At 33.7% G+C, this 17,012-nt stretch carries 17 protein-coding genes; 2 read left to right on the top strand and 15 right to left on the bottom strand.

Going from position 1 to position 17,012, the window contains the following annotated elements:
* Nucleotides 1-204 precede the first annotated feature (204 nt).
* The 9 genes from cas2 to BM212_RS02405 all read right to left on the bottom strand — a co-directional run bounded on the left by cas2 (nucleotide 205) and on the right by BM212_RS02405 (nucleotide 10,295).
* A complete protein-coding gene (cas2, locus tag BM212_RS02445; RefSeq protein ID WP_091895969.1) occupies nucleotides 205-495 on the bottom strand; it encodes a CRISPR-associated endonuclease Cas2 in 291 nt (96 codons plus the stop codon).
* 9 nt (nucleotides 496-504) lie between these two features.
* Nucleotides 505-1,536 (bottom strand): type I-C CRISPR-associated endonuclease Cas1c, encoded by a 1,032-nt coding sequence (cas1c, locus tag BM212_RS02440; RefSeq protein WP_072693046.1) that lies wholly within the window; start codon nucleotides 1,534-1,536, stop codon nucleotides 505-507.
* Nucleotides 1,533-2,189, bottom strand: a complete 657-nt coding sequence (cas4, locus tag BM212_RS02435; protein ID WP_072693047.1) for a CRISPR-associated protein Cas4 — start codon at nucleotides 2,187-2,189, stop codon at nucleotides 1,533-1,535. The genes cas1c and cas4 overlap by 4 nt, the downstream gene beginning before the upstream one ends.
* Nucleotides 2,179-3,030, bottom strand: coding sequence for a type I-C CRISPR-associated protein Cas7/Csd2 (gene cas7c / locus BM212_RS02430; RefSeq protein WP_091895965.1), 852 nt, complete (start codon nucleotides 3,028-3,030; stop codon nucleotides 2,179-2,181). The genes cas4 and cas7c overlap by 11 nt, the downstream gene beginning before the upstream one ends.
* Nucleotides 3,011-4,900 carry a type I-C CRISPR-associated protein Cas8c/Csd1 gene (gene cas8c, locus BM212_RS02425; RefSeq protein WP_091895962.1) on the bottom strand — a complete coding sequence of 630 codons (1,890 nt, stop codon included), beginning with the start codon at nucleotides 4,898-4,900 and terminating at the stop codon, nucleotides 3,011-3,013. The genes cas7c and cas8c overlap by 20 nt, the downstream gene beginning before the upstream one ends.
* The gene (cas5c, locus tag BM212_RS02420; RefSeq protein WP_091895978.1) at nucleotides 4,897-5,616 is read right to left on the bottom strand and encodes a type I-C CRISPR-associated protein Cas5c; all 720 of its coding nucleotides are present in this window, start codon (nucleotides 5,614-5,616) and stop codon (nucleotides 4,897-4,899) included. Before cas5c ends, cas8c begins: the two co-directional genes overlap by 4 nt.
* A gap of 29 nt (nucleotides 5,617-5,645) precedes the next feature.
* On the bottom strand, nucleotides 5,646-8,081 hold the full coding sequence (locus tag BM212_RS02415; protein WP_091895959.1) for a CRISPR-associated helicase/endonuclease Cas3: 2,436 nt from the start codon (nucleotides 8,079-8,081) through the stop codon (nucleotides 5,646-5,648).
* Nucleotides 8,082-8,590: 509 nt separating this feature from the next.
* Nucleotides 8,591-9,625, bottom strand: a complete 1,035-nt coding sequence (locus tag BM212_RS02410) for a sensor histidine kinase (protein ID WP_072693051.1) — start codon at nucleotides 9,623-9,625, stop codon at nucleotides 8,591-8,593.
* A complete protein-coding gene (locus tag BM212_RS02405; protein WP_072695868.1) occupies nucleotides 9,615-10,295 on the bottom strand; it encodes a response regulator transcription factor in 681 nt (226 codons plus the stop codon). The genes BM212_RS02410 and BM212_RS02405 overlap by 11 nt, the downstream gene beginning before the upstream one ends.
* A gap of 136 nt (nucleotides 10,296-10,431) precedes the next feature.
* On the opposite strand from BM212_RS02405, the gene BM212_RS02400 reads away from it, so the two are divergent.
* Both BM212_RS02400 and BM212_RS02395 read left to right on the top strand, forming a co-directional pair.
* Nucleotides 10,432-12,771 carry an ABC transporter ATP-binding protein/permease gene (locus BM212_RS02400; protein ID WP_091895956.1) on the top strand — a complete coding sequence of 780 codons (2,340 nt, stop codon included), beginning with the start codon at nucleotides 10,432-10,434 and terminating at the stop codon, nucleotides 12,769-12,771.
* A gap of 197 nt (nucleotides 12,772-12,968) precedes the next feature.
* Complete coding sequence (locus BM212_RS02395; RefSeq protein WP_091895953.1) at nucleotides 12,969-13,634, top strand: HAD family hydrolase; 666 nt, start codon at nucleotides 12,969-12,971, stop codon at nucleotides 13,632-13,634.
* Between the two features lie 90 nt (nucleotides 13,635-13,724).
* Here the strand turns inward: BM212_RS02395 and BM212_RS02390 are convergent, their stop codons facing one another.
* From BM212_RS02390 to BM212_RS02365, 6 genes are read right to left on the bottom strand one after another with little or no spacing between them, the layout of a single operon-like run.
* Nucleotides 13,725-14,237: a YjbQ family protein gene (locus tag BM212_RS02390; protein ID WP_072693054.1), complete on the bottom strand. Its 513-nt coding sequence runs from the start codon at nucleotides 14,235-14,237 to the stop codon at nucleotides 13,725-13,727.
* Between the two features lie 4 nt (nucleotides 14,238-14,241).
* A complete protein-coding gene (locus tag BM212_RS02385) occupies nucleotides 14,242-14,928 on the bottom strand; it encodes a triose-phosphate isomerase (RefSeq protein WP_091895950.1) in 687 nt (228 codons plus the stop codon).
* Nucleotides 14,925-15,770 (bottom strand): class II fructose-bisphosphate aldolase, encoded by an 846-nt coding sequence (locus BM212_RS02380; protein ID WP_091895947.1) that lies wholly within the window; start codon nucleotides 15,768-15,770, stop codon nucleotides 14,925-14,927. Before BM212_RS02380 ends, BM212_RS02385 begins: the two co-directional genes overlap by 4 nt.
* A 10-nt stretch (nucleotides 15,771-15,780) precedes the next feature.
* Nucleotides 15,781-16,068, bottom strand: coding sequence for a PTS sugar transporter subunit IIB (locus tag BM212_RS02375; RefSeq protein ID WP_072693057.1), 288 nt, complete (start codon nucleotides 16,066-16,068; stop codon nucleotides 15,781-15,783).
* 29 nt (nucleotides 16,069-16,097) lie between these two features.
* Nucleotides 16,098-16,481 (bottom strand): hypothetical protein, encoded by a 384-nt coding sequence (locus tag BM212_RS02370; protein ID WP_072693058.1) that lies wholly within the window; start codon nucleotides 16,479-16,481, stop codon nucleotides 16,098-16,100.
* Nucleotides 16,482-16,521: 40 nt separating this feature from the next.
* Complete coding sequence (locus BM212_RS02365) at nucleotides 16,522-16,998, bottom strand: PTS sugar transporter subunit IIA (RefSeq protein ID WP_091895944.1); 477 nt, start codon at nucleotides 16,996-16,998, stop codon at nucleotides 16,522-16,524.
* Nucleotides 16,999-17,012 lie beyond the last annotated feature (14 nt).

Here is a 17,012-nt window from a genome sequence, read left to right as displayed (position 1 = left end):
TTGGCTATTTCAATCCACGCACTCATGTAGAGTGCGACGGCGTTTTTAGCTAAAATTTAAGCATTACTTTATAAAAACGCCCAAAAAATTATTTTTAGATTAAAAATAATCTTTTCGTACTTCTATTTTTTCATTTAATCTTAATAATAAGTGAATACTTCAGTGCGAATCTCCCTGTAAATATCTGGGCACATCACATTCGCACTAAAAGATTAATGGATCTTCTATTTGCAAAGTTTCTTTTACTCCTATATGTTCAACTTTAGCTTGGTAGTTATTTCCTAATCTATAATAACGCAAGCTATCAAATTCTTTATCAATGATTTGTTCGAGAGTGATTTTCAATGACTCGAACTGAGCAGAATCAACAATACATTCAAACACGGAATTTTGAACTCGTTGTCCATAATTTTGACATGTTTTAGCGACTTTTCTTAAACGTTTTCTACCTCCAACAGATTCTGTACTTACATCATAAGTAACTAACACTAACAATCGCTTCACCTACTTCCATAAGAAAGGTGGATATTCATCAATATCTCCCCTAATATATCTAGCAAGCAATAATGCTTGTGCATATGGAACTAATCCCCATGTTATTTTATCTCCTAAAAATGGGTGTGTAATTTTTTCTTGTTTTTTCTTTTGCCAGGCTTGTAAAAATTTTTTTCTTCCATCTTCCGTCATTAGGATAGCGCCATTTTCTTTCTGGACGAAATCATTTTTATTCATAACTTTCTTATTAACTAAAGATAGTACAAAACGGTCTGCATAAACTCCTCTTAATTCTTCCATTAAATCTAACGCCAATGATGCTCTACCTGGTCTATCTCTGTGAAGAAATCCTATATATGCATCTAATCCAACGGTCTCCAATGCAGAAGTTGTGTCATTCGCTAATAAAGTATACGCAAACGATAACATTGCATTTACATTATCTAAAGGTGGTCTTCTGGAGCGAAAAGTAAAATAAAAGTTTTCCTTTTGTTGAAGGATCATATCATTAACTACACTGTTATAGGATAAAGCGGCTTGTCCTTCTAATCCTCTAAGCAAATCTAAATCTAAACACTGCCTGACTTCTTTTAAAAGTTCTGTGATTTGTTTAGAAGATTTTTTGAATTTATCAACGTTCACTCTTAATGGATAATCCCGTGTTGTTCGTTCTATTATCCATTTACTATTGTATAGTTTCCCAATAATAAAGTTACTTGCTATCCTTGCCGATTTTTCTTCATCATCTGAAATTCTATATTGTTCTTTTCTTAATGTTACATTCCCTCTACTATTTCCAATAACTCTAGCTCTAAACTTTCCGTTTTGATTTAAAAATACAATAGAAATATTTTTTTCTGCACAATATCCCATTAATGCAGGACTTGCTCCAGTATACCCAAACGTTATCACCGATTCTAAATTATGAAGAGGAACTCTCCCTAAAACTTCTTTGTTTTTCTTTAATACTATATTATCACCATCTAAAGATAAATAAGTATCTGGTTGTGTTACAAACAGAGTATTCAGAAGCTTCCTCATTCGTTAATCTTCCTCTCGATATACTTACTTACAGATTCTTTTTGCATCAATCTTGGCAAACATATATTTTGTAGCGAACAGTTTTTGCACCAACTACCCGTCTTTACTTTAGGTGTATGTTTTTTTGAGTAAAGTTCTTGCATTTGTTGAATTGTTTTTCTAACTTCGCCTCTTAATTGATCAGTAAATTCAATTTCTTGCCTATTTCGAATTTCATTGTAATATATATATCCTTTATCAACTTCACACAAAAGCATTTCTTCTAAACAAATAGCCTGGGCAGTTAGTTGTAGAATATCAATATTATCTTTTTTTGGTTTTCCTCTTTTATATTCTATGGGAATCACTCGAAATACATCGTTTAATTTTGGAATAAATACTCCATCTTTATCTTTAACCAATTCCACCACATCACATATACCTGTTATTCTAAGCTCTTTAGATTGGACGTGCATGGATCGAGTAACTAATTTGTGCCCTCGTTTCTCTTTCATAAAAGGTTGATCCGCATTTCGGTGTAGATGATTTCCTTGAATTGTTTTTATATTTTCTTCCCATTGTTGTTCTATATGAATTAACGCCCATTGTCTTGGGCAGAATTTAAAATGTTGTATCCCCGATAGCATTAAAAACTCTTCTGGATTAGAGTCCATTTATTTCATCTACTTTTAAGCCCTCCAATGGACTAAGATTAAATTCGTAGTCTTTAATTGATTTTGGTACTGCTGTTTTTGATTTAATTTTTAAAGCGCGGTGAACTTTTGCCGATGAGTATTGTCCTAATTTTGAATTATGTTCCCACCAATATAATTTCAAGACTTCCATACTACCATCTGGACGCGCAGAAGATGCATCATTTTCAAATAAAGTTCTAAGCGCTTCTTTGATTTTTTCTGCATCTTCATAAGTAAATCCAGTTTTTTCTGCAAGTTGGGTATTGATGCTCCCTTTAACTACATATATCCCAAAGTCTACTCTATGTTTTGTTCCCATTGTATCTGAACCTTTTTTATCGCCAGTCACAGAGTTTACACTTTTAGTAATTTGCATACTATTAATGTCAATTGGATCAATACTAACTGCAGTATGAATAGATACCGGTCCTCTTACTCCAACTGAGAGGTCTTGTCCTTTAAACGCAAAGACTTGTCCAAAGCTTCTAACATCTATCCAAGTTTTTGAAGCAATTTCAGCATATCTATCTGCATCTTTACTCTTACCTTTGCTTACTTCCTGTAATTCTTCTACAGATTCTACTCTTTCTTTTAAGCTTTTGAAACCATCTACATTCTTATCATTAGACTGAACAAATACATTCTCACCCATATCGATTAAACGATTTCTGATTTTTCTTTTAATTGCAACATCAGAAATTTCACCGTAACCATCAAAATTTTGTCGAGGTCGATTCCCATTTAATGGATCTCCGTTAGGATTAGCATTATTCACTGAGATTAGTAAAGCAAAATCAATTTTATGATCTAAAGTTGCCATTTAAATCTACTCCTTCATCATCTTTGTGTTTTCTTTTATCTAAATCCATAACTTGACTTGAAAAACCTAATAAATATTTACCATCCAATGGTTTATCATTAAAGTCTTCTTCATCAAATTGATTGGTAATTTCTATAATTAAATCATACAATTTTGTTGCTCTTCCACCTAATCTTGCTTTATAAGGAAGCAAATTATCATGTATAATTTTCCAAGTTCTTTGTGGTTTGTTCGAAAAACTTACCATATATCTTTCTGCATTTGTTTCTCTATATTCATTTTGAACACTTTGAGCCCATTTCTCTATATGATATGCTACAGCAAGTAGTCTACCAAAAAGATAATTTCTATCCTTTGATTCTTTATTTAACGACACACCTATTCCCTCCTTATGATTTAACAATGCACAAGCAATACTTAATGTTTTTCTCCATTCCCAATTATCCATAGTTTGGGGATTGGAAGCACGATAAACAATACTTCTAATAATATCTTGCGGAATCCTTCTATTCTCAACTATACAAGGAATCATTCGTTCCATTGTTGATTTAATCACTTTTTCATTGGCTTTTCTTCCATATGCTGCGTAAGCAATATCTTTAGTAGATGGCACCCCGTAAAAAATTATCTTTTCTTTATTATCATCTTTTTTGTATTCATGTTTCCAAATACATGATTGATGCCATTTTTTTATTCGCTCTAAATATAACTCTTTGTCAAGATTCTTATAGTATTGAACACTCATTCTTCCTTGAGTAGCAGCATCTAGTATTAAAATATTTACCTCTGCTCTAGTATTCAAATCACTTTTATATCCATCAATTGCTTTACTTACTTCATTTGCAAAGCCCTTTAAAGTATTCGTCTCATTTTTTTTGATATTTTCTCTAGGGATAATAGAAATCGTATCAAGATCAGGTGCAATAATATCTAGGTCTTCATTTCCCCATACTAAAAACAATCTTTCGTTCACGATCTTCCCTTGGCGATTAATCAGCCATTTTAATGCGTTGTGTGCTTTTTGTGATACTTCATAGCTAATTGAAGCAGCTTCTATGCTTTTATCAAATCTGCCTCGAAAAGTAAATTCATTTTTATCATTAGAAGAAATCAACTTCGCCTTATCAGCAGAATTTCTTATTTTATTAGCATGACGCTCAGTTATCGGTTCATATTTCCCAGTTACAAAACAGTAATCACTTCCAGTTAAAGTTTTTAGGTAAAATTCAGCAAATGAGTTATGAACGTCTTTATCATTCCAAATTTCCACTTGTTCATTTTGTGCCGAATATACATTAAATCGTACAAAAGCGCTTGTTACGTCGCCAGTAACTTTAGAAAACAATTCTGGTTTACTTCCAAATTTTTCATCAAAACTTTTATTCCACTTAATAACTAATTTCCCATTATCAGTAACTAAGATACCTTCTTGAACTAAGTCTTTTATCAAATTCCCCCCCGAAATATATCTGTAAACAGTCTTTATTTTTGGATGACTGGATGACGATTCCACCCAATCTTGCAGTTGTGCAAGATATGCCGAAAATTGTTTTTTCTCTTTTTCTCCACCCCCAAATTCTTCCAAATCTCCTGCTACATATGATAGCTTATCATGTAGAGGATATGGAGCTATTTTTGAACCAGATCGACTAGATGAAGACTCTGTACAAGGAATCAAAGTAATAATTTTATCTAACACTCTAGCAGAATGAAATTCTCCGTTTTCTGTTATACTTACTTCTATATGTGCCGTCTGTGTAGTGTGAGCGATAGGCATTAGTGTATATTCTTGATTACCTTTTTGCTCTATAACTCCTACTCTAGATAAATTCTTTTCATATGTGTCATATAAATTATTTATCCAAGTCATCGATCGTCCTCCTGTTCCAAAACAGATAACAGATCCGTCGCAGACTGTATGTTAGATTCATCAAAATGTTTCGGTTTCATTTCTTTGATTTCTCGAACAATTTCACATTTTTCAGGTCTCGGAAATGTAATTACCCCATTTTTCATTATTGGCTTCCATAATCTTACTTCCATAATATCTTTTCCTGTTTCATCAGGATAATTTATCCCATGTAACATAGTTCCAAAATGTAATTCACCATAATTATCGTAAAATCCTTCTTCTTCTCCAAAGTTACATGGTTCCACGTATCCTTGACATTCTCTAGCACCTAAAAATACATCTCTTCTTCCACCAGCTTTAAGTGCTCGTTTCAATATATTGTGGTGTTTGTGCTCATTACGATCGAAAACTAAATCTTCTCTTAGTTCATTAAACTCAAAATGTGCTTTCACTTCATAGTGAGGAATTCTTAAATACGTGTAATTTGCAAGTGTATTTCCTCCCGACATGGTAATCGGTCTAATTCCCTTTGACTCCATTTGTATTGGATTTACAATTCTAACTTCATCAATAATATACTTAATCGTTGGCTTCCAATAGATACTCTCCACGATTCCTTTTAATGCTTGATATGTTGGGATTTGATAACTCAACTTCTCTCCACCAAGCTTCGTTAAAGGATCGGTAAATAATCCATAATCAGCATATACTTTGAACTCGATACTATTTCTCATACGTTCCCCTTTCACTCAACTCACCTATTTTAAAACATATTAAAAGACAGTTCCTCTTCACCTTCTAAATTTAGTCCATACTTATTACTATAGTAACTTTCTTTTAATGCCAAAACTGCTCCTTCGAAATAATCAACTAGAGCATCTTCTTGTATTAATTGTTTTAATTCATGGCTATACAAATTTACACTAAATAGTTGAGCCTGTTTAAATAAATTCGATAGCTCTGAGAGTGTTTCAAATCCATTTAACTCTTTAATAATTTCTTTCCCATAACCATATGGGACTAAAATCGAAGTTGTATCATTATTAATTACATTAAATTTTTTCGCCGCAGTGCCTATACTATTATTATTAAATAAACCTGGAATCTTTCCATGCTTACTTTTATACTCTTGTAATATTTCGTTTTCTTGAACTCTTTTCATTAATAAATCTATTTGAGAATACCCTATATCTCTGATTGGATACTCTAAATTTGGCGCTAACTTACTATAAAAGTTTTTAAAGAAAAAGTTCATCGCTTGTTTAGATAGTAAATCACCACCATGATTCTTTGAATTAGATATAAGATCTTTGAGCATTTTAGAGGTAATATCTTTCCCCACTTCGATCTCTTTCAAAAATTTCGTAGTCTCTTCACCATGATCTACTAAAAATACTTTCCCAATATCTTTTTCTGCATGCCTATTACATCTACCTGCAGCTTGAGCAATTGAATCTAGTCCTGATAGAGAACGGATAACACATTCGAAACTAATATCGACACCTGCTTCAATCAATTGAGTGGTTACACAAATTACTTTCTCTTTATTTTCCAACTTTAGTTTTACTTCATTTAATATTTCCGTTCGATGTGTTGCACACATTGAAGTACTCAAATGATAAATAGCGTAATCTTCCAATAGTTCATTTAGCTCTTTATATAACTCTTTAACTACTTTCTTTGTATTCAAGATAACTAACTGATTATTAAACTTTTCTGTATTCTCTAATATAAAATGTGATAAATCTTTCGTATTCATTTTATTTTTAGTAGCTTTATCTATAATTTCTACTCTTTTAAATTGTTTATTTACTTCATCAATATCACTAATAATTTCTGCTTCGGGATTAATGTCTAGTTTATGTTTGACATAATCCAGCGCTGGTTGAGTTGCTGTACATAAAAGGATACTTGTATTGCAGTGAAAGTTTAAATAGTTCAATGCTTCGTTGAATAAAGACACACATTGCGTAGGTACCTTTTGAACTTCATCAAAAATGATAATAGAATCTGCAAAATTGTGGAGCCTCCGTATATTTCTGGCCCCTGAAGCGTAAAATTGGTCTAAAAATTGTACCATAGTACTAAAAACGATTGGTGTATCCCAGTTATCTTTAGCTAAATTCACTTTTTCTCGCATACTCATTGTTCCATCAAAGTCTTCACTATCATCGAATTCAGAAATCACATTAGAATGATGTTCTAATACATGTTCATCATCTTTAACAATTTTTTTAATTTCTTGAGCATTTTGTTCAATAATGGTTGTAAACGGTACAATATAAATAATTTTTTTCTTATTATGTTCTATCGCATGCCTTAATGCATAACGAAAACTAGATAAAGTTTTCCCTCCTCCAGTAGGAATAGAAAGCGTGTATATACCTGATTCTTTATAACCCCATGCTTCACATTGTTCAGACATTTGCTTTCTTAAATCATCAATTCGTGTAGAAGATGTTTTGTTTTCAAACGTTACTAACTTATCCATCAATTTCGAGTAGTACGCTTTAAATAATTCCACTGTATCTAACTTATTCGTTTGAGTACTTTTTTCTTCAAACTGACGTGTATTTGTTCGATCAGCATCAATTAATGCACTAAAAACAAATTTTGTTAAATACATTAAATGTGCTTCACTATAACCTTCTTTATTGTGAGACGTAATTTTATTAACAAATTTTCTTACTTCTTCGCACGCTTTTCCAACGTATTCATCAAGTGCTTCTTCCGACATAACTTGGTTAAAAAAGTACTCTTTAATTTCAGGATAATTTTGTATTTCTTTTTCTTTAACTCGTTTTAAATAGTTTGATTCTAATCTAGGTGATAAAAAATCTTGGAGGTAACTGTGATGAGAAATTATTGCATTTCCAACAATCTCTGCGATTAATTTCTGAAACGGATTGTTGTTTTCATTATGATATAAATCATATAAAAATTTCCCACCCGCTGTTGAATGATCAACAGACCCTCGTTTAGGTGGATTATTAGGATTATTTACAGCTTCTGTTATGTAGTCTTTAAATTGGTTTGTTGCTTTTCCAAGATCATGTAGTAGACCAGCTAGCCCTGTGAGATGTTTAATACCTAAAGGTGTTCCGTATTCCTCAGCTAAAGACTTAGCTTCTAACAAATGATCTTTTACACTTTGTATCTCTTTATTTTCTGAGTTTCTAATATGTGCTATAAATTCCATTTTTGCCTCCATTCATAAACATATTTCAAACTTCTCCTATATTTTGTCATAATCTTACAAACAAATCAATATTATTTGGTAAGGGTTTCATTTTAAAAGAACCCTCTTTTATATGCTTTAGTCATTGCTCAGTATTTATAAATTTCTTTTCTACATCAAGAGTTATTTACTCCATTTATCTTTGTAGTCGAAAACAGTTTAGAAACTACTTAGCTAGTGTAATCCAATTACTTTTCCGTATGAATAGTCGTCTTTCGATTAATATAATTATAACTTCTACAACTACTAATAGGCGTTTTCATCTAACAAATAAAATTCTTTTTCAAATTTGATAAAACTGTTACCTGGTAAACTTATGCGCCTTAAAAGAAGCAAGGCCGGGGAAAACTAGCCAAAAAAGAAATACCGTCATACCTAAGAACTATAATCCTTGGTTTGACGGTTTTCTACTTATTTAGCTATGCAAATCCACCTCAGAAGGAGACTGTTTGTTCCAACTTCAATTTTATTTACAAAGGTAACTGGACACAAAATTTGGTGCCAGCTCCGGGTTTGCTTTCGGCCATGATTTTACCTTCATGCAAATCGATAATTTCTTTTACCAGGGACAGACCTAATCCATTCCCTTGGGTCTTTCTTGTTGTATCTTCTTGATAGAAGCGTTCAAACATCTTTTGAGTAGTTTCTTCTGTCATACCGATTCCAGAGTCTTTTATTTCGATGTAGCAGTCTGTTTCGTCTTTTGTCAGCGTGACTGTCGCCATTCCGCCAACTTTGTTATACTTGATTGCATTATCAATCAAGTTCAACCATACCTGATGCAGGAATTCTTCGTCTCCATCAATGTTGACCGTTTCCAGATCAAAGGTCCATTCCAATTGTTTCTTTTCCCACTTAGGCTGTAGAAATAATATAACTTCTCTTATCTGTTCATCTAACCGAAAGTTTTTCTTGTCTAAGACAAAGTTTTCGTTATTCAATTTAGTTAGATTCAAAATGTTGTCTGATAAAGTAGATAACTGCTGGGTTCCATTCAAAATACGTTTATAGTAATCCTGTACTTCCGCTTGAGACAGTTCTGAATTCTGGAGTAATTGTACATATCCTTGAATAGTTGAAACAGGAGTCTTGAATTCATGGGATACCGTAGTAGTGAATTCGTTTCTTAAGGTTTCTACACTATTCAATTCTCTAACCATCGTATTGAATGATGTATAAAGTTTCTGAACTTCTTTAATCGATTGATGCTGGTTCAACTGGATCGTAAAATCTCTCTTGGCTACTTTTTCCATATTGGTCCGTAAAATCATAATAGGATGTAACACTCTATGCACTACAAAAGCTGATACAATTGTCCCAATCAAAATACTGAAACTTCCGAAAATGAGCAATATAGGCACTGCTCTAAAATTATTTGTATCAATAATCTGCAGACTCGTCAGCAAATACATCAACGCAAAGAAAGCCAATGTAGACAGGACTAATGAGAAAAAAATCAGCAGAGTCAGATAAATCCACAATTGCGAAGTTACTTTATTTTTCATTTTTCAACACCGCCTTATATCCTAATCCACGTATAGTTACGATTTCAAAATCAGCATTTCTTGAAAATCTACTGCGGAGTCTTTTAATGTGAACATCTACTGTCCGTTCATATGTGTCAGATTCAAATCCCCAGATATCATTCATCAATTGGCGACGCGTAAAAATTTTCTCTAAATTGGACAATAGCTTATATAATAGATGAAATTCTTTATTTGGTAACTCAATCATTTCTGATCCTGAAGTCACAGTCAACTGATCCTGAGTCAAAATTGTGTTCCCAACCGTTAATTTATGATCATTATTCATTTTAGATCTTCTAAGAAGAGCTTCTACACGTAAAACCATTTCTTGTACATCAATTGGCTTGACCATATAATCATCAATTCCAATACGAAACCCGATTTTTTTGTCTTCTAAAGAGCCTTTTGCAGTGATCATCAAAATAGGTATTTCGTTTTCTAAATCTCTCAAGAATTCAGCTAATTCATATCCGTTCATTTTTGGCATCATGACATCCGTAACAATCAAATCAAGGTGTGTATGTTTCATTAAATTTAAAGCTTCTTCCCCGTCATGTGCTGAAAACACAACGAATCCAGCTTTGGATAAAACTTGTTTATATAACTCGATTAAATTTTCATTGTCTTCTACGATCAAAATAGACTGCATACTTTTTTCTCCCTTGTGCATCTGTATTCCCCTATATTTTAACAAAAATTTCTTTCAATTCATATTCAGTTCATAGACGAGTGCTATTCTAAATCCATTCGAGTAAAGAAAATCGCAGTGAAGGAATGAATCAGGCATGTTAGAAGTACAAAATATCAAGAAATATTACAAAGTCGGTGAAACTACCACAAAAGCATTAGATGGTGTTTCCGTTGCTTTTAGAAAACAAGAATTTGTAGCAATATTAGGTCCAAGCGGCTCAGGTAAAACAACGATGTTGAATGTGATCGGCGGACTGGATCAATATGATTCAGGTGACATGATCATTAATGGCAAGTCGACTAAAACCTTTAAAGATAGAGATTGGGATGCTTACCGTAACAATTCTATCGGGTTTGTTTTCCAAAATTATAATCTGATTGGTCATCTTGGCATTATTGATAACGTCGAATTAGGAATGACATTAAGCGGTGTGTCCAAAGACGAAAAACGTGAGAAAGCAGAACGAGCTTTAACGCGAGTTGGATTAAAAGATCACATGAATAAAAAACCTACTCAACTCTCTGGTGGACAAATGCAGCGTGTAGCAATCGCACGTGCTTTAGCTAATGATCCGGATATCCTGCTTTGTGATGAACCTACGGGAGCACTAGATACGGAAACCAGTATTCAAATCATGGATCTGATCAAAGAACTATCCAACGAGAAGCTAGTAGTCATGGTAACACATAACCCCGAGCTGGCTCATAACTATACTGATAGAATCATTGAATTTGAAGATGGCAAAATTTTAAGTGATTCTAATCCTTATACTGAACAAGTCCAGACCGATCAATTCAATCTAAAACAAACTAAAATGACGTTTTTTACTGCTCTTAAATTATCTTTCAATAATATCCGCACGAAAAAAGGGCGTACAATTCTGACATCATTTGCCTCCAGTATTGGAATTATCGGTATTGCAATTGTACTGGCGCTATCTAATGGTTTTCAGATCCAAATTGATCAGACTCAGTCAGAAACGTTGGCTCAATTCCCCATCACTATCTCAAGTGTAACGACAGATAGAAGTTCGATTGAAGATAATGAAGAGGAAGAAGTCGAAGAGTATCCTGATACAGAAACGGTTACTGTTGAGCAAAGTGATCAAGAACAGATTCAGCATATAAACAATATTGATGAAGAATATGTTGACTACATCGAAAATATCGATCCTGAGCTAAGTAATAATGTCGGATTTACTAGATCTATTGGAATGAATCTTTTAAGAGAAGTTGATGGTGAAGTAGAACCCGTTTCATTCTCTAATGCTGGTTCTAACGACAGTAGTTCAGCTATCACAAGCGCCTTATCAACTTCAACTGGTATTGGTGTTTCAACTTTTCCAACACAATTAGATGATAGTAATGGAAACTTCTTGGAAGATAATTATTCATTGCTAGAGGGTAGCTACCCTGAATCTCCAACTGATGTTGTGCTGATCGTTGATGAAACCAACACTACAAACATTCATGCTTTGGAAAATTTAGGTTTTGAACTTGAATCTGGAGATGAGCTGAATTTTGAGGACATCGTTGGTACAACAATCAATTTAGTAGCTAACGACGATTACTACACTGAATTACCAACTGGTGGATTTGTACCTAATACAGATTATCAAAGCCTCTACGATAATGAAAATAATCAAACCATTACTATTTCAGGAATCTTGCGAGTAAAAGCAAGTTCTACAATGGACTTACTGGCACCTGGCATTGCCTATAGTAATGATCTTACGACTGATATTATTGAACAGAATCAAAACTCTGCTATTGTTCAAGCGCAAGAAGACAGCGAAATAAATGTTATGACCGGAGAACCTGTTGATGAAACAACAAAAGGATCTTTAATGACTTATTTAGGCGGAGAAAGTATGCCTTCAAGTATTATGATCTATCCTAACAATTTTGAGGATAAAGAAGAAGTATTAAATTATCTGGATGAATATAATGAAGATTTAGCAGAAGAAGATCAAATCGTTTATCAAGATTTAGCAGGAACGATGACTGAATTGACCGGCGGGCTGATGGATGCTATTACGTATGTACTAATTGCATTTGCAGCTATTTCATTAATCACTAGCATGATTATGATCAGTATCATTACCTACACTTCCGTTATTGAAAGAACCAAAGAAATTGGTGTCTTAAAAGCTTTAGGTGCTCGTAAGAAAGATGTTACGCGCGTATTCGATGCTGAAACCTGTATATTAGGTGTTACTTCTGGAACACTTGGTGTCTTGATTGCCTGGTTAGTAACTTTCCCGGCAAATTATATTTTATACCAAGTAACTGATTTAGAGAACGTAGCTCAATTAAATCCGCTTCACGCAATTCTATTAATCATTATTTCAACTGTTCTGACGATGCTTGGTGGTCACATACCTGCTCGTATGGCAGCTAAGAAAGATGCAGCAATCGCTTTAAGATCAGAATAATGGCTCATTAAGTAAAGACCTTTTCCTTGTAGAATAATTCTACTTGGGGAAGGTCTTTATATTTTACCCTCTTTTACTTTACGATTCACTTTATCCTTTCAGGTTTCAACTGATACTTCTGATATATGTTAAAATAAATTTAATAGTAAACTGATGAGCGTTAGCTGAAATCACAATAAAACTTGGAGGGTCCGATAATGAAAGGAATTATTTTTGATTTTAATGGCACGATGTTTCAAGATTCACATTTTCATGAGAAGGCTTGGATTCATATTATAAAAAAATATTCGACTAAAGCCGTTACAGAAGAAGATATATTACATAAAATCCATGGCCAAACAAACGATAAGATTTTAACCTATTTTTTGAATGAAACACTATCAGAAGAAAAAATAACTCTATTATCAAATGAAAAAGAAGCATACTATAGAAAACTCATTCTTAATCAGCCTGATCTTTCTTTAACTGAAGGCCTGGAAGAGTTATTAAACAGCTTGCTTCAACGACATACTCCCATGACAATAGCAAAAGCAAGCCCAAAACAAAATGTAGAGTTTTATTATAACCTTTTCAACTTGGATCGCTGGTTTGATAAAGAAAAAATAGTATATGATGATGGTTCTTTCCCTGGCAAACCGTCTCCAGATATTTTTGTTTTAGCCGCTCAAAATTTAAAGTTGCTTCCTAAAGATTGCCTAGTAGTTGAAGATGCTATTTCCGGTCTCAAAGCTGCTATGAATGCTGGAATCGGGTCAATTATCGCAATTGACCCAGAAGGTAAAAATCAACCGCATTTTGACCAAAATAAATTAACTTATGATGGGATAATTAAAAACTTTAATGATTTTGCCGATTACATGTAATTTATAATAAAAACTCTTATACAGAGTCAGCTGCACATATCCTTATGCGCTGCATTAATCTGTATAAGAGTTTTAATGTATTGTACTTTTTTATTCTCCCATAATCATTATATGGCATGTTCGGTCTCTTTCTCTATTTTGATCAAAGTCAATGAAATAGATTGAACCAACTGTTCCAATTTGTAAAGCGCCCTCTTTAATAATCAATGATTCACTGGCGCCGAAAAATGAAGCTCGAATGTGTGCATCTCCATTTAAAATGGTTCCTGGATCTGCTGGGTAATTCGGATCATTCATTCCCATCAGAAAATCAACATGTTTTTGACCAGGATAGCGATAATTGGTATTTTCACTTAATTCTCTAGGGATGATTTGATCTAATATTCGATTTAAGTCTACTTGCAGATACTCATCTCCATTAAAATCAAAATCATGAACAAATTCTTCAAAAATTACAGAACAGGTTGTATGTGGAGACTGAATGACACATAGGCCATTTTGTATACCACTTGTTTCTAATATACGCTTTACATCTTTTGTAATATTGTGGTAAGTGACTCGTTTTCCATTAGAATGAAGGGTTAGTTTATCGGTAATAATCATTTAATCAGTCCTTCCATTTCACTAGTTCTTGCAGCATTGCTTCTACTGTAGCCACTGGGTCAGCTGCTTTAATAATACCGCTTGTTCCTCCCGTACCATCTGCTCCAGATTCAATTGCCTGTCTCACATCTTCTACTGTACTTATTCCAGCAGCTTGAAGGACTTGAACAGTTGCGTTAGCTGCCTTGACTGCTTGATTTGTTTCTTTCATATAGCTGACATCACTGACTTTTCCTGTACCGATCAATTCTGTCGGCTCGCAAACCATTATATCTGGTTCTAAAGAAGCTATGGCTCTTGCTTCAGCAATTGAATCTGCACATACTATAGTCAGAAGATCTAGTTCTTTTGCCCGCTTAATCGTTGCTACTAGTTCATTGACTTGTACTGGGTGTTCAGCATGATTTAAAAAGGTTGCTTCTACACCAGCATCAACCAACGCCTCTCCTAGTATATATCCCATGCCTCTGCCGGCTTCTAAAGAATCCATGTGTTGAACCGTCACTATAATGTTTGACGTTTCTTGTCTGATTCTGTATGCATCTACGTGCTGCACCGTAAAAAGAATATCAACATCATATTTTTCAGCCAACTGGTCAACTGATTTTGCTAGTTTAAGTGATTCTTCTCCATACAAGTATGCTTTGGGATTCACTACAAAAAACGGCTTTCGTAAAATTCTTTTGCTCATTTAAATTCCTCCACTGACATTGTTTTAAAAAGATCAAAATAATGTGTGAGTACCTTTTCCATTGCTTGATTAGATAGTTGTTTTAATGAAAGATAATCTTCAGGTCTTTCTTCCTCAATGGTTTTCAATGCTTTGCTGATAAAATCTGTAAAAATATTAATTTTACAAATACCACTTTTAGCACATTTAGCTAAGTTTTCATCTCCTGAAGAAGATCCTCCATGTAATACTAAGGGAATTTCTAAGGCAGCTGTTATTTCATCAAGACGATCAAAATTAATATGCGGAACGCCTTTATAGATTCCATGTGCTGTTCCAATCGAAACGGCTAAGGAGTCTACTTTGGTTGCCTCGACAAAGCGAACGGCATCTTCTACTTCTGTATAGATACTATCTGTATGGTCATGATTTTCATAATTGACTCCAGATCCCACATGGCCAATCTCAGCCTCTACAACTACTCCATTTAACCGTGCAAGATTAACGACTTCTCTGGTTTTACGAATATTTTCATCTAGTTTTTCCTGAGAAGCATCAATCATGACCGATGTAAAACCTAACTGGATTGCACGTTCAATAAAATCAATATCTTCTCCATGATCCAAATGCAGGACAACTGGCATCTTACTTTTTTCTGCAAAGTATTTCCCGATCAATGCGGCTTCTTCTAATGGAAGCACTTCTGCATGAGCTTGCGCAAATGGTAATATTAACGGTTTTCTTAATTTTTCAGCAGTATTTACAAAGGTTCTGGCTGAGTCTAAATCAATAAAGTTCGTTGCTGGGATCGCATAGGCGTTTTTTTGTGCTTTTTGAAATAAATTTGTTGAAGTTACCAGCATCCTTTTTCACCTAACTTTCACGAATTTGTCTTTCAATTTCATCGTACATTTCCTCTGTTCCCATTCCTGTCAGTAAAGGAACTCCGCTAATTACTTTATCTTTTACTCGATCTGGAACAACAGTTGTACTCAGTACTACATCATATTCGTCTAGTTTGTTTACTTCATCAGCAATTTTAGATTGATATAATTTGACTTCTGATTCTAATCCTTTTTCTTTTAGCCACACTTTTATTTTATTTGTTACTACTGTCGATGTTGCTACTCCAGTTCCACACATGATCAATAATTTTTTCATCATTTTTCCCCTTTTCTATTATTATTCATTTATTCCTTGATATCTTTTAAATTAACTTTTTTTCCTGGTAGAATCTTATTAACGTAATACAATCCGCCCAGTACGATTAATCCAATGACTGTTAATCCGATCCAGCCCATTAGTTGTGTAATTCCCACGTACATTCCTGTAGTCCACAACCCGCCTTCTGCTAAGGCTGTAATGGCAGAATTTCCTTCTAAATCGAAGTTAGCAGATATTGCAGCCTGGGTGACTAAAGGTGCGACCCAAGAAGTAATATATAATACACTTACCATATAAAATGTACCTGACTTTGCTCCCAACACTATTCCAAAAATAAAAATCAATATGGGTAATACGACAACTGCTCCAAGATCTACAAACCATTGTAATGCTGACAATGCCCAATCCATTTTACCTTCCTCCATTCTTTCTCTCTATTCATTTAGTTCCTTACTCAACAGTTCTTTCCATTTCCTTTTTAAATAGTGCAAGGATTTCGCTTTCACTATCTGTATTTTTAAACGCTTTTATAAACTCTTTATTACTGAATATTTCCATCAACCGAGATAACATGCCTACTTGTTCTTTTGGTTCCTTAATTCCTAATACTAAAATCACTTCTGCTTCGACTAAAGTATCACTTGTTCCCATTTGTATAAAAGGAATGGTTTTTTCCAAAGTACAGACATAAACAAACGGATCCTCAATATGTTTCACATCTGTATGTGGAATGGCTATTGATAAATTCTCAAATTGCAAACCAGTTGGATAATCCTCCTCTCTATTCTCAACCGCTTTCAAAAATGTGTCTTTTACTAATTTCTTATCTAATAATTCTCTATAAATAGTTCCGAAGAGTTCTTTTTTGTCTCTGAATGCAGCATCCAATTGTGCGAGATCTTCTCTAAATAAATCAGCATAATCCATCTATTGTCTTCCCT

The organism is Marinilactibacillus piezotolerans, from assembly GCF_900114235.1.
In the GTDB taxonomy this organism is placed as follows: domain Bacteria; phylum Bacillota; class Bacilli; order Lactobacillales; family Carnobacteriaceae_A; genus Marinilactibacillus; species Marinilactibacillus piezotolerans.
Note: the sequence above shows the minus strand (reverse complement) of the source record. Positions and strands in the feature narration are given on the sequence as shown.